Consider the following 24,229-nt stretch of genomic DNA (forward strand, 5'->3'; position numbering starts at 1 on the left):
ACTTAAAAACCTGAAGATAAAAGCTCAAGCTTTTGGCTTAGAGCTCATCCCTATTTCCAACGCTACGGAATGTGTTTCTTAGGAGTAAACCCAGCCGCGAAAAAAGCAAGCGTAAAATATAGGCAACTTCTCCACTCACGTTTTGATACAGTAGCCAGTTGCCCTGATATATTGGTAGTTATCCAGATGCCAACACCAAAGCACGTTCATATAGTTCAGGCCAGCGCTGTTTTACTGGTATTGTCAAACACTTTGTAGCAACATTGTAATGAACTTGGCAAGATGCACCACGATTATACAAAGCCAAAAAGCGCAAACCATACCAATCACCTTGATGCCAAGTGTTAGTATTTTGGTTGTAGAAAAGGGTGTAGCGGAGGTTTCGTTTCTCATCAGACATCTGATACACCCCTGTTTCGTGAGGAATACCGCAGATTTCAAAATCATCGCCGTCAAAGTGCTTCCATTCCCACCGACTCGGCACAATTCCCCGCATATTCCTCAGATTTTGCTGCCAAGTAGCGATATCAGGTAAAATCTGGGCAAGTCGTGTGGATACTTCACCTGCATTGATGATTGGAAAATTATTTGCGATCGCATCAGGGTTATTCACTGCCAATTGAATACAAGGTGGTGCTTCCCCTATCGGCTAATGAGTAATAGATGCTACAATACCGTATTTTCTAATTGCTTAAGTAAGCTGATACTGCGTTGACCACACAGCATAAATTCGTAAGGTTGCGAGTTAATTTTAACAATAGTTGAAGGAGCCGCTGACCATTTGGAACCGTCTAGTGAAGATTCAAGATGTCCTAATAAGCGTAACCGTCGTAAGATGCGTTTAGGTTCCTGAAGTTGGAGTGCATTGCAGCTTTTTTGAAAGGATTCCCAGCTACCACTGCCGAGGGTTGATAACCAGTATAGGAAGCGATCGCTAAAATACAGTACCCAGAAGCGTATTAACAGGAGATAATAAAAAACTCACACACCCTTAGCTGTTGTCCCATTAACCACTACAGAACTTATTCTGGCTTGGTTTAGATAATTCACCTCACAGCCAGAGGGTCAAATTTTGCAAGTTGTTCTGAACCAAACCATGAAAACATCTACCAAATTGCTAACTCGCCTGAACTATTACTACCAGCAAATCAAAAAGATCATCCTGACTCGTCAAAATCCAATTACGGGTTTACTTCCTGCAAGCACAGCGATTACAGCCCACGGTGATTATACAGATGCCTGGGTACGAGACAACGTTTACAGCATTTTGGCAGTGTGGGGTTTAGGACTTGCATACCGCAAAATTGATGACGATGAGGGGCGCACTTATGAACTAGAACATAGTGTCATCAAACTGATGCGCGGATTGTTATTTGCGATGATGCGACAGGCTCACAAAGTAGAGACATTTAAACATACTCAGTCGCTACTGGATGGACTGCACGCCAAATATAATACCGCAACTGGCGATATTGTTGTTGGTGATGACAAATGGGGACATTTGCAACTTGATGCCACATCTATATTTTTGCTGATATTGGGGCAAATGACGGCAGCAGGATTGCAAATAATTTATACGATTGATGAAGTTAATTTCGTCCAAAATTTAGTTTACTACATTGGACGAGCTTACCGTACACCAGATTATGGCATTTGGGAACGTGGTAATAAAATTAATCGTGGTAGTGCTGAGTTAAATGCCAGTTCTGTAGGCATGGCAAAAGCTGCTTTAGAAGCTATCAATGGACTGGATTTGTTTGGTGTGCGTGGTAGTCAAGCATCGGTAATTCATGTACTACCAGATGAAATCGCCCGTGCCCGGATTACTTTAGAATCACTATTACCGAGAGAATCTGGTTCCAAAGAAATTGATGCAGCGCTGTTAAGTATTATTAGTTATCCTGCTTTTGCGGTAGAAGATTTGGAGTTACGCGATCGCACTTTCAACGATATTATCAATAAACTCGCTGGTAAATACGGCTGTAAACGCTTTTTGCGTGATGGACACCAAACCGTTTTAGAAGATCATCATCGCTTGCACTACGAACCGTGGGAACTCAAGCAATTTGAGCATATTGAATGCGAATGGCCCTTATTTTTCACTTATTTAGTTCTAGATGGATTATTTCGTGGCGAACAAGAACAAGTTAAAAAATACCAAGAGCTTTTAGAATCATTACTTATAGAACAAGATGATTTGCGTTTATTACCAGAACTTTATTATGTTCTGCCAGAAAACATCGAAGCAGAAAAGTTAGCACCTCAAACGCAACTACGTTTACCCAATGAAAATATTCCTTTGGTATGGGCACAGAGTTTATATTTTCTTGGTGAAATGTTGAGTGAAGGTTTAATAGCGGTTGGTGATATTGATCCTTTGGGAAGACATTTGTGTGTGGGCAAACAGCGCGAAGCATTGGTACAAATAGCCTTGTTAGCAGAAGATGAAAATTTACAAACAAAACTAGAAATTCACGGAATTGAAGCGCAAACACCTACCCAAGTAGAACCGATTCAAGTGAGAAAAGCTGGAGAATTTTCTGCTATTTATACCCAAATTGGACGTAACAATAAACTTGGTTTAACTGGACGACCAGTGCGGCGGCTGCGGAGTTTGACAACATCTAGAATCTTTCGGATTAGCGGTGAAACAATTGTATTTTTGCCTTCATTTTCAGACTCTCAACAGTTTTACTTAACCCTTGATTACCATTTTTTGCTAGATCAAATTAGAAGCGAACTAGCTTACATTCAAAAATACTGGAGCGATTTAGGACGTCCAACCTTAACTTTGATGTTAACGCACACCATGTTAGAAGCAGGTTCAAAAGCATTACTAGAACTGATGCAAGAATTGAAAGATGGTGTTTGTAACGGTGTGCGAGTGAAATTAGGGCGGTTAAATCAGCTAATGCTAACAGCAGGAATCCAAAGAATTGATTTTCTGCCAAATGCAGAATTTTCGCGATCGCCAGTCAAAAATGCTAGCCCACGTTGCTATTATCTGGCTTATCATCCTGATAAAAACTGGCGCTTAGGACATACCCAAGAATTTCAAATGGAGTATGAAACTAACTTAGGATTATTACTTTCTTATTTACGGTCATCAGAGAATATCTACGAGCAAATTGAGTTATTGCAAACTTTAACTCGCTTGCAAGGAATGAAATATGATACTGGGTATGGTGGCCCAGGATATCCTGTCACCGTAGCCAATTTATTAGATGAAGTTTATACCAAAGCCGGAGATTTAGGCATTTGGGCAGTAGTGCGTCGGGCTGCGGGGTTACGGCAAATGGTTGATATTAGCCTATCAGATGCAGTCACAAGTATTTTGGTGCGAGGTAAGCAAATTGCTGTGGGTAAAGCTTACAGTGAAGCGTCCTTGATTAGCGTACCCATGTCTCACGATGAAATTGCCGATAAAATTAATCATTTTTGTCGTGAGGATATACGCGATCGCGTCCTCACTCAAGAGATTTTAATCTATCTTGGCATTTTAATTCGCTCAGAACCCAAACTATTTCAGGGATTACTAACGCTGAGAGTCGGCTATCTCATCCTATTAATCACCAGCGAACTAGCGCGGGAATTGCACCTCACTCAAGATGAAGCTTACGATCATTTAATGCAACTTTCTCCCTTTGAAGTTAAGGTGCGCTTGCGTCAGGTATTAACTGGATATACTGGCATGAGTAACCTGTTACGCCAGCAAGAATCACTGCACGTCAAACAAAAAGAAAGTGATATTGCTTGGGTGGTTTTACCAGGAATCGCCGAAGGGATAGAAGTTCCGCTGGGTGGTTGGCGGCGGTTTCGTCAAGCCGAGGGTGCGACGGGGCGCGTACCAAAAGAATTTTTTAAGCAAGTTTGGCTATTAATGCAACATTGCAAGGGTTTAGTGATTGGCGATAAATTAGAGCGCCGCAATCGTTTAGATAGTGAGATAATGCTGTCAGAAATGACAGCAGGGGAAAGAAATTTTGCTCTGTTAGTTGAGCATTTGCTGAATAAAATTGAAGCTCCAGAATATCGCCAAGTTAATATTGAAGCATTAATCGAATTAGGAGCTATCGCAGCTAATAATCCCAAGCTGCAAATTGAAGAATATATTGTGTTAGATGTGTTGATTGGCCATGCAGTGCGATTGGCGTGGCTAGAAAACCATACTGATCGCAGCGATCGCTATGATGAGGATAAGGCGAGTGCGTGGCGATCGTTTTACAATACTTCTGCTAGAGATTGCGCTAGTTATATTTTGAAGGCATTCAGGTTCTTGACGGAATTTGTGAAAGATTTTTAGACGCAAAGGGCGTTAAAAAAAATATCCCCTACCTCAGATTCCAAAAGCAGGGGTTTTATTAAAACTACTTAACTGAAACAGCATCAACATCAATAGTGCTTGCAGTAGAAGTAGAACCCTCTGGAGTATTAGGTACTTCAGTACCTACCTCACCCTTACGAGCTTTCCAGCCTTCAATTACTAACCCAGACACCTCACTAACTAGCAGAGTCAAGAGGAAAACATCATCAATCTGTCCCACAACAGGTATAAAATCTGGGAGAACATCAAATGGGCTGACCAAATAGACCAACGTTCCTAAAATTACCCACCAACGGTATTTTGGGTTACGAAGTACACTGCGATACCAGGTGTAAAGTGATTGGATTGAAAATTTCATATTTTGAACCTCCAGTTATCTTTTATTTTGACAAATTATGCTAAAAACTCACGGTGCGAATAACCGTCCTAGTTAGTTAGGAAGACGCTACTAGTAATTTGTCCACAAAGATAAATAAGTAGGTAGCGGCTTCATCCTAAACAGATATGAGTCCAATAGACCTCTTGCATAAGTCGAATAGACCCCCCTTAATCTCCCTTTATAAAGGGGGGAAACTTAATAAAATATTGCCCCCTCCCCAATACATACGGGGAGGGTTGAGGAGGGGTGATTCAAGGATTTTTGCAAGAGGTCTAATATAGACCGAACAAGAACAACCTCTTTCCTACTAGCGTTGGCGAGTAAGATTCAAAGCCTTTCTCCTTTTTTACCCAATTTTCGGGTGCAAGGCTGATTAATCGCTTGGTGCTAATATCTGCTGCTCTACCCATAAGTGATATGCCTATGTACTGATTGTACTTTGCTAGAGATTTTATAAATTACTCGGTATAGTCCTGAACTTCTGTGCAGACCCTAAAGAATAATCTTTTAATTTAAAATCAGCAAAAGGCTTCTTTTCTAACCTATTCCGTAGCGCCTCGTCAAGAATGACACCTGATGATTCTCTTTTAACACCAATAATTATCAGACTTGTCTGATAGGTAGTTAAATCCTGATTTGCCTGACAATCATTCCGTTGAAATTGACCCAAATTCAATAAGCGATAACTTTTGACACTTAGTGTATTAATAAATAAATTTTTAACCAAAAGTTGTATTTGTTTAGAACGTTCTAAAGCCAGACGTTCTTGAACTAACTTATCACCTTTACAAGAAGCTGTGCCAACAGAAACAATCTCATTGGGAGCTTCCATTATATTTTCTATACCTTCTTGTTCTAAGTTTAACTTCAAAAGGTCAACACTAATAATTTGATCATTGTATTTAACTTGAAAGTTGCTACCTGAAAACCATTTATATTTTAGTGATAAAACTGCTATATTAAACTCAGCTATCCTTCCCTGACTATCTCTACCTTCTTGATAAGAAAAATAATCAATATTACCTTTTTTTTCTGGATATTGTCTGTAATAAGATGTTTCAGAAAAATCTGATTTTCGCGTGGTTAAAGCCACTATACTAAGTAATCCTAATACTACTAATAAAACTGCAAAAAATGCTACTATCGGCACTTTTTCCGGTTGCTTATTTGGAGATAATGAGTTGTTATTAATATCTCCAGTTAAATGTTCAAGGTTAGAAGGTTCTAAGATATTACTATTTGTCGGAGTCGTGTCTGTTAATTGAGTTTCGATTTCTTCTAGGGAATGCAAAATTTCTTGAGTACTGGCAGGACGTTTTTCTATATCTGATGCTGTTAGCCAATCAATTAAATTCAATAGTAAGGGTGAAATATGGGTAGCATGATTTTGCCAGTGCAATAAATTTTGCTGGACATCATACATCTCCAAAGGATGATATCCTGTCAGCAAAAACACAAAAGTGCGTCCCAAAGCAAAGAAATCTGACTGCAGTACTGCTTGACCATTCATTTGTTCTGGGGCGCTGTAACCAGATGACATAAGTGCTGTCATCTTGTCACCATTGCTTAGTTGGTCTTGGTAGGTTTTATTTATTTCATTGGCGGTGCCAAAATCAATCAGTACTAGATTCCCCCAATCCTTTTCAAGGGGGGATCTAATCATGATATTAGATGGCTTAATATCTCGATGTAGGTACTGTTTGCTATATAATACATCTAAAATTTCTATCAACTGTCTTAACCAGTCTATGGCTTGTTCTTGGGATATGGGGCTATTTTGCTGCTCTAGCCACTGTTCTAAGTTGTAGCCATCGATTTTTTCCATTGCAATGCAATGCAACACTAAACCATTTCGGGTTTGATACTGAAAGTAACTATCTTCTTTGGGAATTCCAGGATGCTTGAGTTGTCCCAACACCGTTACTTCTTGCTGAAATAGTTCTACTGCTTGGGCGTTGCCTGATAAATCATCTTTGAGTATTTTGAGAATTTTGGGGGTATCTTGTTCGTATGCCTCATAAACTTTACTAAAACCTGTTTTGTCACTCAACAGGCACGTCACCCGATAACGCCCTAGCAATTCTAGATGGGAACCACAACTCTGACAAAAGCGGTTTTGCTGATTATTTGGGTGATTTGGTTTAGGGCAAACAGGGTTGATACAAAGGCTCATGACAGGGGAGTGGGAAGTGGGGGAGCAGGAGAGTGGGAAGTGGGGGAGCAGGGGAGCAGGCGAGAAATTGCAGTAAGTTTTTCCCTCTGCCCCTTTGCACCTCTGCCTTTTATACCCAATCCCCCTAAACATCGCTCCTATTAATTCTTCTGTTGCTGTATGACTAATCCCGTCTAATAATCATGAGATTTTTGATCTGTGTTCTGCCAAGAAAGCTGCTACAGTTTGGTTAAATGTCTCTGGTTGTGTCAAAAATGGCCAGTGATTACCGGGAACTTGGCAGATACGTAAGTTTTGAAGATAGGTTTTGTAGGGTTGAATTTGCCAATTTTGGCGGTTCAGTCCTTGTTTTGGCTGGACGAATAGGGCAAAGGTGTCAAGGGGAATTGTAAAACCAGGCACTTGCATTACTGCCTCAAAAATTCCGTCGCGGGCGGCTATGATAAATTTGCTGCCCCAATTCCCATCGGGTTTTTGTTCTATTCCTGCTTGAAAGACTTGCTGCTGTAAAGAAGTCCATCCTTGATATTGTTTTAATTGCCGTGCTTGTTGTTCGGCTTCTTCCTGACTGGCAAAGGGCCCCATGCTTTTAAGAAAAGGCAAGAAGCGATATAACATTGGGAAAGTTACCCTGAAAAGACTGGGCATTTTCCAGATAAAAATCGGATCGACAAGAATTATACTCCGTAAACGCTTTGGGTTTTGTCTTGCCCAAATGACGGCTAATTTACCTGTCCAAGAGTGACTTACAATATGGGCAAAAGTCCATCCAAGACTATCCATAAGCGCTTCAAGGTCTGCGATCACACTCTCAAAGCTATAATCTATCTCTGGTTTACTACTTTGGCCATGTCCGCGCATATCTGGCGCAACTATGTGGTAATCCGTCGCCAAGTAATCTCCTAAACTAGACCACACCAAAGCATGATCGCCTAAGCCATGTAACAGCAGTAAAGGTTCTTGACCTTGATTCCATTCTAAATAAGAAAGTTGGATATCAGGCTTTGATAAAGTTTGACGTACAGGCATCATTGCACATCCAGGCTTAGATAGTTTTGCGTTTATGCGTTTATATGGTACTGCGAAAGAAGATAGGGAGCAGGAGAGCAGGGGAAAAATTGCAGTAAGTTTTCCTCTCTGCCTCTTGTACCCTATGCCCAATTCAATTGTTATCATTTACCACTTTATGACTCTGAGGATTGTACCAATTGACACGAAATAATGAGGCTAATGAATGCCAAGATCAAGAAAAGGATGCCCTAAGGATATTAAAAATAATATGCCAGAATTACACCAATCGATTGCCCAGCATTATCACGAACGGACTAAATACAATCCTGAGACTCTCGCTTCCAAAAGTCAGCGATTAGACTGGACTAAACAGCCAGTGCCCTTCAAAGAGTACAAAATTGGCTCTACTTTTGATCTCAAACCCTATATCCAAGAAAAAACAGAGGCTTATACTAATAATCCAGATGCTAAATGGTGGCAAAGACTTTCACGGCTATTGTTTCGCAGTTATGGATTGACGGCGAAAATGCCTTCTATGGGTAGTGCAGTGTATTTACGCGCTGCTCCCAGTGCAGGCGGACTATACCCTGCCGAGGTGTATGTGGTTTCCCGTGGTACCTCGTTATTGCCGCCTGGTCTATATAACTACCAGTGTCGAACTCATTCTCTCATGCATTATTGGGAAAGTGATGTTTGGCAAACTCTGCAATCAGCTTGTTTCTGGCATCCATCTTTAGAAAATACTCAATTAGCAATTATTATTACAGCGGTATTCTATCGTTCTGCGTGGCGCTATGAAGATCGGGCTTACCGTCGGATTTTTCTGGATACGGGACATCTGTTGGGTAATATCGAGTTAGCTGGTGCGGTTACTGATTATCGCCCTCATTTAATCGGCGGTTTTGTGGATGAATCAGTCAACGATCTACTTTATGTCGATCCCCAACAAGAAGGTGCGATCGCTGTCTTACCTCTGGCAGACTCGTTAGATGTTAATCAAAATTTACCATTGGGATGTACTGCTTTACCTTCCGCGACTGAAACCAGTTATCCTCAAATCCCTGATGGCGAGCTACTAACATATTTCCATCGACATACCCAGATCCAATCAAGTGTAACTGGTAATTTTAATCTACCAACTATTAAACAAGAAAAATCTTTAGAGGATAAATACAATTTTCCTTTTTGTTTAAAAATTCCCACCACCACCGCACCCATAAACTGGGGACAAAAACTATCAGAACTGGAAAGCACTATGTATAAGCGACGCTCTACCCGCGCTTACAATGGTGATGATTTAAGCTTCGATGAATTGAAAAGTTTACTCGATTTCACTTACCAACCGCAAAATTACATCGACCAAAGCTTAGATATTTCTCCAGACTACTTCGATCTAAATTTAATCGAAACATTCATTGCTGTTTGCGGAGTCAAAGGACTGGAGGCGGGTTGTTACTATTACGCACCCAAAGCCCAAGAATTACGCCAAATTCGGTTTAAAAACTTTCGGCGAGAGTTACATTTTCTCTGTTTGGGACAAGAATTAGGACGGGATGCAGCAGCGGTGTTATTTCATACAGCCGACTTGAAAGCTGCGATCGCCCAATATGGCGATCGCGTTTACCGTTACTTGCACATGGATGCAGGTCATTTGGGACAACGCCTGAATTTAGCTGCAATGTACTTGAATGTAGGGGTCAGTGGTATCGGTGGATTCTTTGACGATCAAGTAAATGAAGTTTTGGGTATTCCTGCCGATGAAGCTGTTTTATATATTACTACATTGGGACGCCCAAGATAAAAATAATTCCAGAGGCGCAAAGAATCCAGAGAATTTCTTTGTGTGTCCTTTACGTCTCTGTGCAAGCTTACGGGGCTACAAAAAGGGCTAGGATAGAGATCAAATAAGCCTCATCGCCCTTTCTCCTTGTTGGTAGTACTTGCGCTTGTTAGGACTTAGTGTCAATAATTTGACAACTAACTTGTGGGAATACTTTATGAAATTGACTCAATTAGATCCATATAATCCCATATAAAAACTGCTATAACGGCGAATAATCCGTCCAGATTCTTTAATTCGACTAACGTATTTTTGTATACCCATACATTTAATTTCTGGTTGGGGTCTAAATGCCCATCCATGATGTAATTCACAATTGTGAATTGCGAGTAGGGATTTTGATAAATCCGGGTAATTTACGTTTTGTCAGTTTTTCCTGAATGAATGTCCTGTTTTGCATCTCAACTAGCTGTAGATGTGATTAGAAATGGATTATTGGGGAGAATTCTTTGAGCATCGAAAATGACGGTCGCGGCAGTGGCAGGTAGTGTTATGGCTTATTGTATTAGTTATAGATAGCGTCGGCGCAGCCCAATCTAGTCATCGCTATAAACTGGTGAAGCACCAATATGAAGCTGGTGTTATGTTGAATGGGGCAAGAGTGATTGAAAAGGGTTAATGTCTCTTACCTGCTCCCAGATATAGCTCACCCACTTTCGGGTCATTCAACAATTCTTCACCAGGACCGGAGATCGCATCACGTCCTGATTCTAATACATATCCACGATTAGCCATCTCTAAAGCTTTACGAGCATTTTGTTCTACTAATACGATCGCAGTACCTGCCTGATTAATTTGTTTAATCTGCTCAAATACTTGTGTCACCAAAATCGGCGACAAAGCAGCAGATGGTTCATCTAAAATCAGCAAAACAGGTTCCAACATCAAAGCTTTGCCCATCGCTAGCATCTGGCGTTCTCCTCCAGAGAGAGTACCAGCGCGTTGACGACGGCGATCGCTTAATCTGGGAAACATAGTAAATATTTTATCTTTAATTGGTTTCAGGGGAACGTTAAGCACAAAAGCACCCATCTCCAAATTCTCTTCAACACTCAGAGAAGGGAAAACATTGGTGATTTGCGGTACGTAGCACATTCCTCGTTGGACAATTTGATTGGACTTTAGCCCCACGATATTTTCACCTTTGAAGGTAATTGTGCCTGTGTGGGGGATCAAAAGCCCAAAAATTGCTTTTGCCAAAGTAGATTTACCCGCACCGTTGGGGCCAATCACTGTCACCAATTCCCTTGGTGCAACCCGAAAATTCACACCTTGCAGGATATCTACATCTTTGATGTATCCAGCGTGAACATTTTGAACTTCTAATAAATAATCATTTGTCATTGGTCACTTGTCATTGGTCATTGGTCAATAGTCAAGTCAAGCATAACTATTAACTATTGACTGTTGACTATGGACTATTACGGGGTTTTTTGCAACTCCGGTCGTTCTTCTGGAAGAATCGCCCCTTCTACTGGGCAAACTTGGAGACAGATCCCACAGTCGATGCAAGTGGCAAAGTCAATCCAGTACCAATCAGTTCCCTTAGCATTTTTGCCTGGGCCATCATGAATACAAGCTACTGGACAGGCATCTACGCAGTCAGCGACGCCTTCACAGACTTCTGTAACAATTGTGTGCGGCATGTTCTCGATTCCCTCTTTTCTGTATCGGCTATTTCTAGCCTAGCAGGGGAGTGGGGAGCAGGGGAGCAGAGGGGCAGGGGAGCAGAAGTTAAAGTTTTTCCCCTGTGCCCCTCTGCCTCTTTCCCTATGCCCATTAACGCAATGATTCTATTTTTGGTGAGCCATCAGCTTTGATCCAGGCAATTTGGGCAATGCCGCGATCGCTTGCATATTGGCGAATCGCCTCTGCATCCCTTCCGCCCAAATCAATTTCTACCCGCACCAAATCAGTGGAATTTCTGAGTTTTTGCGCGTAGACAAAGGCAGGGGCGTTAGCATTAGCTGTCTCTGGTGCTACCAACCAGTCACTGGCTGGAGTTTCCTGTGGTAATTGCTGGGTAGACAACAGAACTTGGTATAAATCTTCGATACTTAGTCCAAAACCAATTCCGGGAATGTTTTCACCTTGAGGATGATATAGCCCCAAAAGCTGGTCATAGCGACCACCGCGCCCTAAAACTCTGGCTTGGGATTCAGTATCATTGACAACTTCAAAGACGATACCAGTGTAGTAATCTATAGTTTGGATGAGGCTGAGGTCGAGGATTAACGGAATTTTTTTCTCTGATTCTAGTAATTCTACTAGGGATTTGAGGTTATTCACTGCCTCTCGCTGTTCTTCATCTAGATCCAAACTACTGACTTTTTGTAATACATCTGCACTTGGGCCGCGTAAATCTAGGATGATTTGGGCGCGATCGCGCAGTTTGTCACTTAGGGGTAAATTATCTATAGTGATGCGGTCAAGATGAGCGATCGCACTGCGAACTTGATTTTGGAGATTATCAGGAAAGGCACTCAGGAGCGATCGGGTAATTCCCGCCTCACCTAAAATTAAATGCCATCCCTGCAAACCCAATGCTGCTAAACAATCTGCTACCAATAGCAGCACTTCGGCATTCGCCAGCAATCCGCCAGCACCTAACAACTCCACCCCAGCTTGATAAAATTCTTGCTGGCGATTGTGTCTACTTTCCCAAGTGCGGCGAAACACATTGGCATTGTAGTACAACCGTTGTGGATAAGTGACACCAGCCATGCGAGTGACAACAGTACGAGCAATAGATGCTGTTAATTCTGGACGTAGCCCTAATTCATCATCTTCGCCATTTTGCTGTAGTTGAATCACCATCTGACGCTGAATTGCTTCCCCTGCCATTAGGGTATCCATGCGCTCTAAAGTCGAGGTAATTATCCTGTGATATCCCCAACGATCAAACACCTGCTGTAACCGATCTTCAATCCAGCGTTTTTTCTCTACATCCAAGGGTAATAAATCCCTGGCTCCCGCTGCTGGTTGATACACCATTATTTTTTCTTCCCACCAAACAAACCACCGAACAAACCACTACCAGATTTATCTGATTGCTTATCTCCATTATTGAAGGATGAAGTCACCTTCTGATCGCTAGGTTGTTGTCCTAAAGCCCTATCTATTTTAGGTTTCCATTGCAATGCCGTTTCGTCATTGGGGTCTAATTTTAAAGCGTTGTCAAAGTGGATTTTGGCCATTTTTAGCTGATTTTGCTTCAAATACGCCATTGCAATTAAGCTATGACAGCGACTATTTTTTGGTTCTAGCTTCAGGGCATCTTGCAACTCTACTTTGGCTTGGGCAAATTGATTTTTGTCAATCAAAGATTGAGCGCGACGAATATACTGTTCTACAATCAAGTCTTCTTTTGGTGGCGCTGGTGCTGGTGCTGGTGCTGTATTTTTTGGTGTATTTGGCTGAGGTGTACCTGATTGGGCTTTAGGTTGAGCAGGTGGTGGCGGCGCTGCGGATGCTTTACCTGCACTCCGCATTAAATACACTAAATTCAACTCACTAGCTTGGGCAATGACTTGCTGCGCTTGTTCTAAAGAATCATATTGGGTTTGGGCTAGTTTCGCGATCGCAGTTTTATAAAAATGATCGATATTAGCCGTCTCAACTAACTGTTTAGCCAAGTCGGTGTTTAGAGTTACCGAAGTAGACTCTTGTATCAGACGCTTGCCAATTTGCGACAGAATTAGAATATATTCAGTGCGAGTGCGATCACCAGAAAGTTTTTCGTAAGCTGGGTTAACCAGCTTTGATAACAATTCATTACCGAGATGTTTTTCAGTAGCAGTTTCAGTAATACTACTGTCTGGGTGCAAACGGCGGGCGACTTGGAGATAGCGTTTGCGAATCTCTTTGACATCGGCATCAACTGGAACGCACAACACTGCGTGATGATCTATGAAATCATATTTAAATAGTCCACGATCTATTTTGAAAGACATATAGAGTTTTTGCACCAAGGGAGCAGTTAGATTGCTTTTAGTTTACCCAAAGTCTATAGGAAAGCCCCATCTGCTATACCCAAGCTGACAGTGGTGGAACCTGTAAAAGTTCGTTACTCATGGAGTCGTGAATATAACTATTTGTGGCAAGAATTCTACCTGACTCAATTTTGACAGTAGTGCCATCGTAGGCGGTGACTTTGCCCCCGGCTTCTTGTACCAAAATTATCCCAGCGGCAATATCCCAAAGAGCAAGTCCCCGTTCCCAGTAACCATCGACACGTCCACAGGCAATATAAGCCAAATCTAGCGATGCCGAACCGCTACGTCTAACTCCTTGACTAAGATGGGTGAGGTGACTAAATTCTGCGTAGTTGTTATCAGAGGTTTCACGGCGATCATAGGCAAACCCTGTTACTAGTAAGCTTTTACTCAGTTCAGATGTTATTGAAACCTTGATGGGCTGACGGTTACGCGTTGCTCCTAAGCCAGCAGCAGCACGGAATAGTTCATTATGAAATGGATCATAAATTACACCAACTTGGGGAACGCCATTAATTAACAGCCCGATGGAAACGGCAAAAAATGGGTATTGATGAGCGTAGTTGGTTGTGCCATCGAGAGGATCTATTGCCCAGAGGTACTCATTCTGTTGATTACCTAATTTCCCTGATTCTTCAGCGAGGATCGAGTGCTGGGGAAAGTGGCGGCGCAAAATTTCTAAAATCAACTCCTCTGAGGCTTTATCAGCAGCAGTGACTAAATCACCAGGGCGTCCTTTTTCAATAATTGCGTCTTCTAACTTACCCAAGTAACCTTGCAAAATAGCACCAGCATTCAAGGCCGCTTCTGTGGCAATATCGAGAAAAATTTGTAGATTAGTCATTTGTCATTTGTCATTTGTCATTGGGATTGAATCTTTAATTTTGAATTTTGAATTTTGAATTTTGAATTGATTTCTCCCCTACTCCCCCACTCTCCCCCTCAGCACTCAGCACTAATTAAAGATTTTGGCGGCGAAACTCGGCGGGAGTGAGGCGCATCGGTTTTTCTGGGTTCCAGATTCCTCGCCCCATGAGTCTAGCCCATTGTTGGGCACGTTCTAAACGCAGGTCATACTTATGGTTAGGCGATCGCCCCACAAACATTGCATTCCCTTGTTTGACTATTTCTTCATTCAATAACACCTTATTTTTCCACACATAAGCTAGAGTTCGCCCAATTTTGTCTTTTGCTTCTAAATCAAACTCCAGTGTTACCGATTGTTCTACACCATCAATTAGATTCTCTAGCTGTTCTTTTGCTGCTTCCCCCCAAGGGCGCTGTCGCAAATCTGGTGCATCAATACCCACTAACCGTACTTGAGAAATCAAATTTGGTTGTTCAGCCATGCCTAAAACTTCCAAACTTTGCCCACTAACTACCCGTGCTACTTTCACCTGAGCCTGATTGTTTGGCAGCTGGTTTTTACCTTGGCAACTCACTAAGAGTAATAAGCAAGCTAAAATAGCTATTTTTCGCACCCAGTGACCGAGATACACAGGCATTATAAATTCTCCTATGGTTGCTGCTGCACGTAGCAAGCAGAACCTCTTGCTTCCTGCCGACGCTCGCGGACTCGCTAACGCTGCGCTATCCTGCCCCCTGCCCTTCGGGTTCGGCAGTCCCCCAGACGCTCGAAGACTCGCTAACGCTGCGCTATCGACGGGAACCGCCAAGACGGGGGCTGCCTCACCTCCTGCCTCCTTCAATTGTTTATTCCTCATCTAAGGGTAAACCCGCTTTAATTCTTCCCCTAGCAAAATAGCGTCCAAACTGGAGTTCGTAAACTTCATCTTCATCTTGCGTCTCCACTTCTAAGTCAGAACGGGGGTAACTCACACACAACAAGGCATAACCTTGGCGACGTAAATCTGGCGACAAGCCGATTGCCTCTGGTTGGTAAATTTCTCCTGATAACACTCTCACAGCACAAGCAGTGCAAGCTCCGTTGCGGCAGGAAAACGGTAGTTCTACCCCTTGTTTTTCGCCAGTATGCAGGATGTAGCGGTCTTCTGGCACTTGTAGGGTGTATGTTTTGCCAGTAGCGTGATCGCGAACTTTAATTGTGTATGTACGGGACATCTGGATTTGCGTTTTGGGATTAGGACTATCAAATTCAATCTAGAATATCTTTCTTTATCTTTGCATTTTCTGGGATTGTATAGTATAATCGTCAATTGTGGCACCTGGAGAGGTGGCCGAGTGGTTTAAGGCGCAGACCTGGAAAGTCTGTTTAGGGAAACTTAACGGGGGTTCGAATCCCCCCCTCTCCGTTGAATGTATATACTGCGAGGCTTTCAAACTTAGGTATTTGCCATTTTACCGTTTTACACACTAACTTGTGGTTTAGTAAAATGGTTTAGTTGGTTTAGTGAATTGGTTGAATCAATAACACCAATTGCTAGTGCTTATACTATTATTATTTATAATAAATTGTTATTAATATTGTTCAAAGATGCTGGTTTTGCTTATAAGTAGTTGACTGAGTAAGTGAAACACCTGCGAAACAAAGCCGTGAAAATTAACTTAAATGATTGCATAACAAAACTTTAAGGGTGCGGAATTGAATGTTTTATGAAGGAGAAGCTATAGTTTGCGCTTATTAATGAATTGCACATATCAAAAAGGCGATCGCTACAGAGGCTGGTTTGTACACAATACTCATTTTCAGCAGTTAGCAGAATTGCTGACAAGGTTTACAGCTGTTTTCATGTATTTGAACCACATCTGTTGTGGAGGCGCAAGGCTTTGCGCCCCTACTGCGTGGTCTATTTACCTGAAAATAGCTGTAATGTAGAACCGATTAGTCAGAAGGGGATTCAGACCCCTCTTGACTTGGAGCCACTGAACTGTCTTCAATGGGGGCTTTATACCCCTACTCCTTTCAGTCGTGGACAGAGGTCAGAATGCATCCTTGTGCCTCCTGCCCTCTGCCTTTTTTGGTAACTTTCTGCATAAATGCTACTAAAACCCCGACTACGACTGTGGAACCCACACAGAAACAGAACCAGCATTGCAGCGAAAATCAGCCCAGCCCTGATCATTCGTTATGACAGGTTCGCTGATATGTTCAGTGATGTCAATGTAAGTGCTGTTGGGTTGCCCAACTTCCATCCACTTAGTCCCCTCTCCTCCATTACTCAGAACAACTGCCATACCGCCAGGGTGTTCTTCATCTCCTAAGCGTGTCCAGCCGATTGTATTAGCGTGGTCGAAATAATCGTATTGGTCGCCAAAGGCATAGGTTTGACGAGCGTGCAAAAATTTATCAATTATCCATTGATGACTATCGAGCCAAATCTCGTACTCATTGCCATCTGGGCCTTTATCCTTATAATTGGCACCATAGTAATCGGCATAGAAGATACAGGGATAACCCTCACTTCGCAGTAGGATCAACGCATAAGCCAACGGTTTAAACCAGCTTTCTACTACAGACTCCAACGACTGCAAGGGTTGAGAATCATGATTTTCTACTAAGGTGACAGCTAAAGCTGGTTGCTGTTGCACCAAGGTGTTATCAAATATCTGCCGCATATCATAATCATTGCCTTGTGTACTAGCAGCACTAAAGTTATAGTGCAATGGCGCATCAAACAACATCACATCACCACCGGTAATGTTAAGGAAATGGTGCAGCGCTTCAACTTCATAAGACCAATACTCACCAACGGCAAAGAGATCGCGACCTGCCTTTTGGCGACAGTGAACCAGCCATTCTGGGAAAAAGCCAGCTCTCACGTGTTTAACGGCATCAAAACGAAAGCCATCTATATCAGTGGTTTCTACAAACCACTCACCCCAGCGATTCAACTCTTCGCGCACTTCTGGACTCTCCATATCCAGATCACATCCCATGAGATAGTCGAAAGCGCCTTTTTCCAAGTCAACGTTATCGTCAAAATGTTTATCTTTGAACAGATAAACTGCGTTTTCACCTTCGTTGTAAACGTTGTAATCAACTGCATCGAAGTGCCACCAGTGCCATTCCATATCGGAGTATTTGCCCTGGCGACCTGGAAAGGTAAAGTGAGTCCACACTTTAATCGTCTGCATCTCACCGATCGCGTGGTTGCGATCGTCTGGACTATAGGGCGTTGCTTCCACCTCTTCTTCTTTGTCTGCACCTAACTTGTGGTTAAGGACAACATCAGCATACACTCGAATGCCAGCAGCTTTTGCCGCCTTGATAGCAGCGATATACTCGTCTTTTGTGCCGTACTTTGTCCGAACCGAGCCTTTCTGGTCAAACTCGCCTAGATCGTACATATCGTAGACCCCGTAGCCGACATCGTAGCCACCCCCTGTTCCTTTATAAGCTGGGGGTAGCCAAACAGATGTAACACCTGCATCAGCTAAGTGTTTGACTTTCTCTTTTAACTCATTCCAAAGATTGCCATCTGGAGGGATATACCAATGGAAGTACTGCATCATTACACCATTCAGTTGAGCCATCTGCATCCCTCTAGTAAAATTTACGATAAATTGTGATTTCTAACACAAAGACTATACATTAAGTTTTATTTTTTGTCTTTCAATAGAACAAAAAAAAGTCTACTAAAAACTGGGATCAACTCATATTGTTTTCTTCTGTGGATGACAGCTCTTCAGCTAGGTTTTTCTGGAGTACTGACAATACCGCGATCGGGTCAGTCGGTTCCTGCATCAATTGGGCTTCAGAATCATACCGATTTCTGACATTAGGTAAATCAGTACGGAGTTCTTCTAATAGAGCAATAATCTTGGCAATTTTTTGCTCGGAGAGCAGGTTAAGCTGTAGCATCAATTGCGCCCGTTGTTCGGCAAAGTTTTCTTGGCGAGTTTGTCGTACCAAAACTCCGGTTGAGATTACCAATGCAGCTGCGTCTAAGCCTTGACCTGACCAGCTAAACGAGGGCAGATTGAATGGCAAAAAGCGATCAAAAAAACTGCTAAAAATCCAGATAGCCAGTATGACTAGCAAACTATACAGAAATATTGATCGCCCAAAGAATGTAGCGATCGCTTCTAGTATCCGCTGGTGGACGGGAATATCTCGAACTTCCTGGGTATGAAGTGAAATAATCGCTTCAATATTTTTTGCAATCGGGTCTGGTAATGGAGCCGTGATCACTTGATTTCGAGAAGCTTTCTCTTTGGGTCTGTTAGCTGTATCGTCTGCGTTATAGGTCATGCACTAACTCCTGAATCTCGATGTTATTCGATTATTGCTTATCTTCCACTGAGGATAGCGTTATACCCTACCGCAGGCGATCGCATTTTAATACTGCTCGATTAAGAATATAAGACTTACGCACTGGACAAATTAACCATAATATGGATTATGATTTTTGCTTGTTTCAGGCGCTTTGTATAACCCTGATTTATTCCCATATTTGCGTAGACGTAGACTGACGTAGACTTCGCTGGGTGCTAAACACGGCTGAAATATCCTTGATTACATATAGTACTTATGTATGATGTGTAAGTCCTAATTAAACATAAGTTTGATGAACCTCTCCCTCCTAGCCTGCCTCTGGAAAATGGAAAGGGAGGAGCAACGAAAAATTCAGCTTTTTGCTCCCCTCTCCGAGACGGAGAGGGGCTGGGGGTGAGGTCAAATAAGACTTTTCGAACTCACGTTAATCAAATATGATTTTCAAAAATCTTTGCAACATAATAAATCAACCTGAAGGGGCGTACAGATGTACGCCCCTAATCGGTATTTCGTAAAACCAAAGGTATTGAGTTTTAAGGCACCTCAATGGGAATCAAAGCATTTTCTGGCAAATAGTTGGAAAAACGCCCTTCATCTGCAAGCACCAAAATCAAACGTAGAGGAGAATCTGGCGGAACTTGCAAGTCTGCCCACGGCACTGCTAACTCTAAACAACTATTTAAAGCTACTTGAGCGCGACTGAAACGGGGATACCATTGAGAATTGTCTCCAGCTTCTCGAAACTGAATTGATTGCGTCAGCAAGTTAACTTCTAAAAGATGGTGAAAAAGATAATTAAGTGGGGCTGCATCTGGTACATCTGCTAAGGGAACTGGGCTATTGACCATTGTTTTTTCTGGATAGAACCACAGCACATTCAACTCTGCTGGCAAATCCTGCCCTGGTGCAGCGCCACTTTTGAAGTCCAGCCGCAAATAGAAATTCAGGTGATCCACCCCATACCAAAGTCGCTGGATGACGCTGCTATTGTGCATTGTTCCCCGCGCCCCGCCGATTTCTATGCGTCCAGCTTTGTCCCAGTCTTGTTCGTCACCCCTACCATCAATCACGGGATGAATAAACCCTTGTGGAGTGTGGTTTCCCTGTGCTTGGTGGTTTTCCACTGGTTGCTTGAGATAGGGTGGTACAGGTTCATTTAATGCCTTATAAATACCAAATAAGTGTTCTCGAAATAACCGATCAAAGATGGCATCCTGATTTGAGGAGTGTCCTGCACCAAACCACCAAAACCAGTCAGAACCCTCTGCGGCATACAATGCTTCCCATGCTTCGGGATTGTTTTCTTCCGTCGCTTCGGGATGACTTGCGAGCATAACCCTTGCTTCTGTCAAATAATCCCAAGCACGATTTTTAGCGGGATCGCCGATCCAAGTGGTGAAACTGCCATCTACCCAAGAACCACTATGTAGTTGTCCTCCAGGAATGGTGGCTGTAGCTGGAAATTCTTCAAGAAATTCAGAGACGGTGACAAGTTTGAAGCGAGGTTCATCGCTCAAACTTTGATACAAAGCTTCTAGAAAGGGTTTGCCATCTTGGGGATAAAATTCCCAGCAATTCTCGCCATCCAAAGCGATGGTAACTAGCCAAGGTTGTTCGCTTTGACTATCTCTTTGCATTTTAGCGATCGCTTGCAAATGTCCCACTAAATCTGCTGCTGCCTTTTTTGCAGGCATTGCACTATAAGTAAAGCCAATCAAATCTGATAATCTATGGTCACGAAACACAATTGACAAGTCACCCTCGGCGGTTTGTAAGCGATAGGGTCGATACAACAGTTCTGGTTGCTGCACATTTCCCGCCCCATCCCGATGAAATAAGTGTTTCAGCGTCCACCCTAAGACGGCTTCATCTGAGCATATCCACTTAAATCCCTGGTTAATAATATCTGGAAGTATTGCTGGACTTACTGATTGTTCCGAAGGCCACAAACCACGAGGTATCTGTCCAAAGCGGTCTTGATAAAAGTCCCAAGCTTTCCGCAAGTGGCGGGGAATATCTTCTGCCCACTGAAAGCGTTGTTTAGGTAGTGTCATATTGGGCACAGCTACCCGACCGGAGTTAGTATCAGCTAGCAACGGCAAAATCGGGTGAGTGTAAGGCGTGGTGGTAACTTCTAGCTGCCCCGCCTCCTGCATTTTCCGATGTTGGGGAATAATTCGGCTCAAGATTTCTCGCTGTTTGGAATAAATGCGCTGGCGATCGCTTAAAGTAAAATTCCGACCCTGTTTTAACCAAGCAGCAATTTCTGGGTCATCCCAAAACAGCGGATCGATCCAAGCCAAATTGTGCCAAGCTAGCAAATCACCATAATCTGACAACTCCCAATTTGCCAAACACCAAGCTTGCCCTTTTTCCTGCCTTTGCTGGTACAACTCGGCATAGCGGGGATGAGGATCGATCAGGGTATGGTGATTGGCATCAAAAAAGTGTTGGATAATAAATTCGCGCTGTTGGTAGGTGAGTTGTTCATCTGGTGTCAAACTGGCTGTGAGATAAGGGTCAAAAGCAGTGCCAGCAATATAATCTTCGAGTTGCAATATCAGTGATGGAACTAAATTCACCGTTTGGTGTAACTTTGGATACCGCTCTAAGAGCAATACCAAATCCAAATAATCTTTAGTTCCATGCAAACGTACCCAAGGTAGGCGGTACTGCTGACTCGGAGATAACGAAACGCCGCTGCCAGGAGATTTGTACAGCGGCTGATGTTGATGCCAGATAAAAGCAATGTAGAGAGGATGGGACATAAGAATACGTTAGGAGTTAAGAATGAGGAGTTAGGAGTTGATTCAAAACTCATAACTCCTAACTCCTAACTCCTAACTTTTACACCACTTGCTCAATTTCTGCAATTTCAGGAATCATTTCCTTCAGGCGGCGCTCAATACCCATTCTCAGGGTCATTGCAGAACTAGGACAAGAACCACAAGCACCTTGCAGCCGCAGTTTTACAACAGGCCCGTCAAGTTCTACGAGTTCCACATTGCCGCCATCAGACATCAGATAAGGGCGCATTTCATCCAAGACTGTTTCAACGTTGTCAATTGTGAGTTCCATAGTTTAGACCTGCTAAGTTAAGGATGGGTATGGGGAATGGATAATGGGGCATGGGGCATCGAATAATAACGATCCCTGTCACCAATGCACTTTTACTCATTAACCATTATCCAAAGTTTTATTTTCCAGCTTTGTTAAATCGATCCTAAATCTAGTTGCCGCTAAATTGTCAGGTGTCAGTTTTTAATGACTTTTGACTAAACCACTGCTGGTTTTAGCAACTTGATATTAGATTAGCTGAACAATTATCTCGTGCAAGCCCTCCTACTCTACTTTAGCTTTAAAGTGCTGAAGAGAACGCAAGGAGGTGAGGACAAGGAAGGTTTTTTCCCAATACCCCATACTCTATAGAACCCATTTGATATCTTATGAGGTTTTGAATTCGGGTACTCCTCAACATCTAAAATCCAATACTAATGGCGTATTCCAGCGACCTCACTGATGCAGAATGGGAAATTTTTGAACCCTTATTGCAAAAGATATTACCGACTAAGAAGAAGACTCGACCAAGCAACTGGACAAAACGAGATATCTTCAATGGAATTCTCCAGAACTTACGCAACTGGCACATTAATCTACAAACTGTCACATGTAACTAATTTGGCTCTAATACTGATAAATCAGAGCTTACAAGTATTAAGTATTAATTAAAGTATATGTGCCAGTTGAGATTTTTTGTGACACTTGCGTAAGTCCTATTCTTTATCAACTGAAAAATGGGTGCAGTTGGCAAGACTTACCTAAAGATTTCCTCCTTTATTCCACCGTCTATTGGCACTTACATTCAGTGGCGAGCTGCTGGGGTATTTAAGGAACTAATGAGTGTCTTACATGGACAAGTCCGTGAACAGGTAAAAAAATCGTACGCTTTCGACGTTGATCATCATTGACTCCCAAGCGGTGAAAAATACCTGTAATGCCAGTGTGGAGTCGAAAGGTTTTTGTTTCAATAAAGCCACCAATGGTATTAAAAGGCATCTGGCTATTGATACCCTTGAGTTTCCCTTCTTTACACACTGCACTCGCGCCAATGTCTCGGATGATGCCGGATTAATTGAGATGTTTACTCTCAACATCGACTATTTAAAATCAAAACCAATCGATATTCCCAAGATCACCATCCTACTAGACCAGTTTCTCAGTCAACCAGTACTTTAGTAGCGATATTCTCCAAGCAGTAATTGCAAAGATATCTAGCCAGTTTATAAAGTGAAAAGACCTAAAAGATTGAATGAATTTTTTAGTCATTAACAATACAAAATTAGACAGCGGCGCTACCTTTATGGATCTCCAGAAAATAAAATGTCCCAACTTTCATCGTTTTCACTCAGGGAAAACGCCCACCAGTCCTTGGGTTTACCCAAAATATATTTGATAGGGCGGGACATTTTATTACAAGGATTAGCCTTACCCCTGTCAAGACGAAGAGGCTTGATTATCGACGCCTGATAACGGCACTAGCTGCAACTGAACAGTTTGACCAGTCTGCCAAGCGTCAGCACCTGGCTGAACGCGAGGAATCGAAATATCTGCTCGGTTGTGTTTTTTCGATTTGGAGATGTTGAACCGCTGGTCACGATCGCTCACCAGTGCGGGATTAATTTGACCATCAGCCGTGAACCCCATCATTAGTTCTGGTAAACCAAGCGGTAGAGTCATGTTTGGTTGTTCTGCCTGCCAAGTATGCCACGTCTTGCCATAAGTTGAAGCAAGCTTCTCTATCAGAGCGTGCTCGGCTATCTCAGGGATACTGGGTGCGATCAACTGACCCGATTTCACCTCATAGGCATGGCTGTGCCACAACTTCTTCTCGTCTTGGGGTAAAGTTTGGAAGATTTTCTCGCTGACAATATACTCGATGCCCATCAACCGTGCGTTCTCACCGTTGCCATTGTAGATCACGCACTGGATCAAGTCCTCGTTGGCTAGATTACAGTAGTGATGAGCTTCCACCTGTCTGTTCATGTCTCCGTTGTGAAAGTGAAAACCATCTACGTAGACATTAAGGGCATTAAGCGGTGTTTTACTTTGCAATACCTTCGCGCCCGTTTCCAGGATTTTGGTCTGAGTCGATTTCTCTCCACCTGGGGGTGTAACATTGGGAGCAGTGTTGCCATCTGCCCACGCTGCTGGAAGATGAACGAGAAGGATGATGACGACAACAAGGATGATTGATGGTATTCTGGGCAATTTCATCAGTAATAGCTTGTAAAGGACTGTAAGCAGTGATAG

Annotated in this window: 21 protein-coding genes, 1 tRNA gene and 1 pseudogene; 6 read left to right on the forward strand and 17 right to left on the reverse strand. The window is 42.7% G+C overall.

Going from position 1 to position 24,229, the window contains the following annotated elements; translation table 11 throughout:
* Nucleotides 1–178: 178 nt before the first annotated feature.
* Nucleotides 179–619: a hypothetical protein gene (locus V7K89_RS31485; RefSeq protein ID WP_335194387.1), complete on the reverse strand. Its 441-nt coding sequence runs from the start codon at nt 617–619 to the stop codon at nt 179–181.
* 477 nt (nt 620–1,096) lie between these two features.
* Between V7K89_RS31485 and V7K89_RS31490 the strand changes: the two genes are divergently transcribed.
* A complete protein-coding gene (locus V7K89_RS31490; RefSeq protein WP_335194389.1) occupies nt 1,097–4,303 on the forward strand; it encodes a glycoside hydrolase family 15 protein in 3,207 nt (1,068 codons plus the stop codon).
* Between the two features lie 64 nt (nt 4,304–4,367).
* Here the strand turns inward: V7K89_RS31490 and V7K89_RS31495 are convergent, their stop codons facing one another.
* The 3 genes from V7K89_RS31495 to V7K89_RS31505 form a co-directional block, all read right to left on the reverse strand.
* Nucleotides 4,368–4,682 (reverse strand): YkvA family protein, encoded by a 315-nt coding sequence (locus V7K89_RS31495; protein WP_335194391.1) that lies wholly within the window; start codon nt 4,680–4,682, stop codon nt 4,368–4,370.
* A gap of 472 nt (nt 4,683–5,154) precedes the next feature.
* Complete coding sequence (locus tag V7K89_RS31500) at nt 5,155–6,876, reverse strand: serine/threonine-protein kinase (protein ID WP_335194393.1); 1,722 nt, start codon at nt 6,874–6,876, stop codon at nt 5,155–5,157.
* Between the two features lie 180 nt (nt 6,877–7,056).
* Entirely contained in the window at nt 7,057–7,905 is an 849-nt protein-coding gene (locus V7K89_RS31505; RefSeq protein ID WP_335194433.1) for an alpha/beta fold hydrolase, read from the reverse strand.
* Nucleotides 7,906–8,155: 250 nt separating this feature from the next.
* Here V7K89_RS31505 and V7K89_RS31510 point away from each other — a divergent pair, with 250 nt between their 5' ends.
* Nucleotides 8,156–9,688, forward strand: a complete 1,533-nt coding sequence (locus V7K89_RS31510; protein WP_335194435.1) for a SagB/ThcOx family dehydrogenase — start codon at nt 8,156–8,158, stop codon at nt 9,686–9,688.
* Between the two features lie 99 nt (nt 9,689–9,787).
* Here the strand turns inward: V7K89_RS31510 and V7K89_RS31515 are convergent.
* Nucleotides 9,788–10,003, reverse strand: a pseudogene (locus tag V7K89_RS31515) (IS4 family transposase); the annotation flags it as partial.
* A 211-nt stretch (nt 10,004–10,214) separates the two neighbouring features.
* Between V7K89_RS31515 and V7K89_RS31520 the strand changes: the two are divergent.
* The gene (locus V7K89_RS31520) at nt 10,215–10,346 is read left to right on the forward strand and encodes a hypothetical protein (protein ID WP_335194395.1); all 132 of its coding nucleotides are present in this window, start codon (nt 10,215–10,217) and stop codon (nt 10,344–10,346) included.
* Here the strand turns inward: V7K89_RS31520 and V7K89_RS31525 are convergent.
* The 7 genes from V7K89_RS31525 to V7K89_RS31555 all read right to left on the reverse strand — a co-directional run bounded on the left by V7K89_RS31525 (nt 10,343) and on the right by V7K89_RS31555 (nt 15,804).
* The gene (locus V7K89_RS31525) at nt 10,343–11,071 is read right to left on the reverse strand and encodes an ABC transporter ATP-binding protein (protein ID WP_335194397.1); all 729 of its coding nucleotides are present in this window, start codon (nt 11,069–11,071) and stop codon (nt 10,343–10,345) included. The two genes, V7K89_RS31520 and V7K89_RS31525, sit on opposite strands and share 4 nt — an antisense overlap.
* A 77-nt stretch (nt 11,072–11,148) precedes the next feature.
* Complete coding sequence (locus tag V7K89_RS31530) at nt 11,149–11,373, reverse strand: indolepyruvate ferredoxin oxidoreductase subunit alpha (RefSeq protein ID WP_104907250.1); 225 nt, start codon at nt 11,371–11,373, stop codon at nt 11,149–11,151.
* A 133-nt stretch (nt 11,374–11,506) separates the two neighbouring features.
* Nucleotides 11,507–12,721: an ATP phosphoribosyltransferase regulatory subunit gene (locus tag V7K89_RS31535; protein ID WP_335194399.1), complete on the reverse strand. Its 1,215-nt coding sequence runs from the start codon at nt 12,719–12,721 to the stop codon at nt 11,507–11,509.
* Nucleotides 12,721–13,680, reverse strand: a complete 960-nt coding sequence (locus V7K89_RS31540) for a J domain-containing protein (RefSeq protein WP_335194401.1) — start codon at nt 13,678–13,680, stop codon at nt 12,721–12,723. Before V7K89_RS31540 ends, V7K89_RS31535 begins: the two co-directional genes overlap by 1 nt.
* Nucleotides 13,681–13,753: 73 nt before the next feature.
* Nucleotides 13,754–14,566: an inositol monophosphatase family protein gene (locus V7K89_RS31545; RefSeq protein ID WP_335194403.1), complete on the reverse strand. Its 813-nt coding sequence runs from the start codon at nt 14,564–14,566 to the stop codon at nt 13,754–13,756.
* Between the two features lie 115 nt (nt 14,567–14,681).
* The gene (locus V7K89_RS31550) at nt 14,682–15,227 is read right to left on the reverse strand and encodes a thermonuclease family protein (protein ID WP_335194436.1); all 546 of its coding nucleotides are present in this window, start codon (nt 15,225–15,227) and stop codon (nt 14,682–14,684) included.
* Nucleotides 15,228–15,435: 208 nt separating this feature from the next.
* Nucleotides 15,436–15,804 carry a 2Fe-2S iron-sulfur cluster-binding protein gene (locus tag V7K89_RS31555; RefSeq protein WP_335194405.1) on the reverse strand — a complete coding sequence of 123 codons (369 nt, stop codon included), beginning with the start codon at nt 15,802–15,804 and terminating at the stop codon, nt 15,436–15,438.
* 106 nt (nt 15,805–15,910) lie between these two features.
* Between V7K89_RS31555 and V7K89_RS31560 the strand changes: the two genes are divergently transcribed.
* Nucleotides 15,911–15,995 (forward strand) — tRNA-Ser (locus tag V7K89_RS31560).
* 703 nt (nt 15,996–16,698) lie between these two features.
* On the opposite strand, the gene V7K89_RS31565 is transcribed toward V7K89_RS31560, so the two are convergent.
* The 4 genes from V7K89_RS31565 to V7K89_RS31580 all read right to left on the reverse strand — a co-directional run bounded on the left by V7K89_RS31565 (nt 16,699) and on the right by V7K89_RS31580 (nt 21,997).
* Nucleotides 16,699–18,177, reverse strand: coding sequence for an alpha-amylase (locus V7K89_RS31565; RefSeq protein ID WP_335194406.1), 1,479 nt, complete (start codon nt 18,175–18,177; stop codon nt 16,699–16,701).
* Nucleotides 18,178–18,292: 115 nt separating this feature from the next.
* Nucleotides 18,293–18,895, reverse strand: coding sequence for a DUF1003 domain-containing protein (locus V7K89_RS31570; protein WP_335194408.1), 603 nt, complete (start codon nt 18,893–18,895; stop codon nt 18,293–18,295).
* 557 nt (nt 18,896–19,452) lie between these two features.
* Nucleotides 19,453–21,687: a glycoside hydrolase gene (locus V7K89_RS31575; RefSeq protein WP_335194410.1), complete on the reverse strand. Its 2,235-nt coding sequence runs from the start codon at nt 21,685–21,687 to the stop codon at nt 19,453–19,455.
* 79 nt (nt 21,688–21,766) lie between these two features.
* Complete coding sequence (locus V7K89_RS31580) at nt 21,767–21,997, reverse strand: NifU family protein (RefSeq protein WP_012408256.1); 231 nt, start codon at nt 21,995–21,997, stop codon at nt 21,767–21,769.
* A 416-nt stretch (nt 21,998–22,413) separates the two neighbouring features.
* Here V7K89_RS31580 and V7K89_RS31585 point away from each other — a divergent pair, with 416 nt between their 5' ends.
* Both V7K89_RS31585 and V7K89_RS31590 read left to right on the forward strand, forming a co-directional pair.
* Complete coding sequence (locus V7K89_RS31585) at nt 22,414–22,596, forward strand: transposase (protein ID WP_335194412.1); 183 nt, start codon at nt 22,414–22,416, stop codon at nt 22,594–22,596.
* Between the two features lie 277 nt (nt 22,597–22,873).
* Nucleotides 22,874–23,155 (forward strand): transposase, encoded by a 282-nt coding sequence (locus tag V7K89_RS31590; protein WP_335194414.1) that lies wholly within the window; start codon nt 22,874–22,876, stop codon nt 23,153–23,155.
* 258 nt (nt 23,156–23,413) lie between these two features.
* On the opposite strand, the gene V7K89_RS31595 is transcribed toward V7K89_RS31590, so the two are convergent.
* The gene (locus V7K89_RS31595) at nt 23,414–24,187 is read right to left on the reverse strand and encodes an OBAP family protein (RefSeq protein WP_335194416.1); all 774 of its coding nucleotides are present in this window, start codon (nt 24,185–24,187) and stop codon (nt 23,414–23,416) included.
* Between the last annotated feature and the right edge of the window lie 42 nt (nt 24,188–24,229).

It is taken from the genome of Nostoc sp. (assembly GCF_036917515.1).
In the GTDB taxonomy this organism is placed as follows: Bacteria; Cyanobacteriota; Cyanobacteriia; order Cyanobacteriales; family Nostocaceae; genus Nostoc.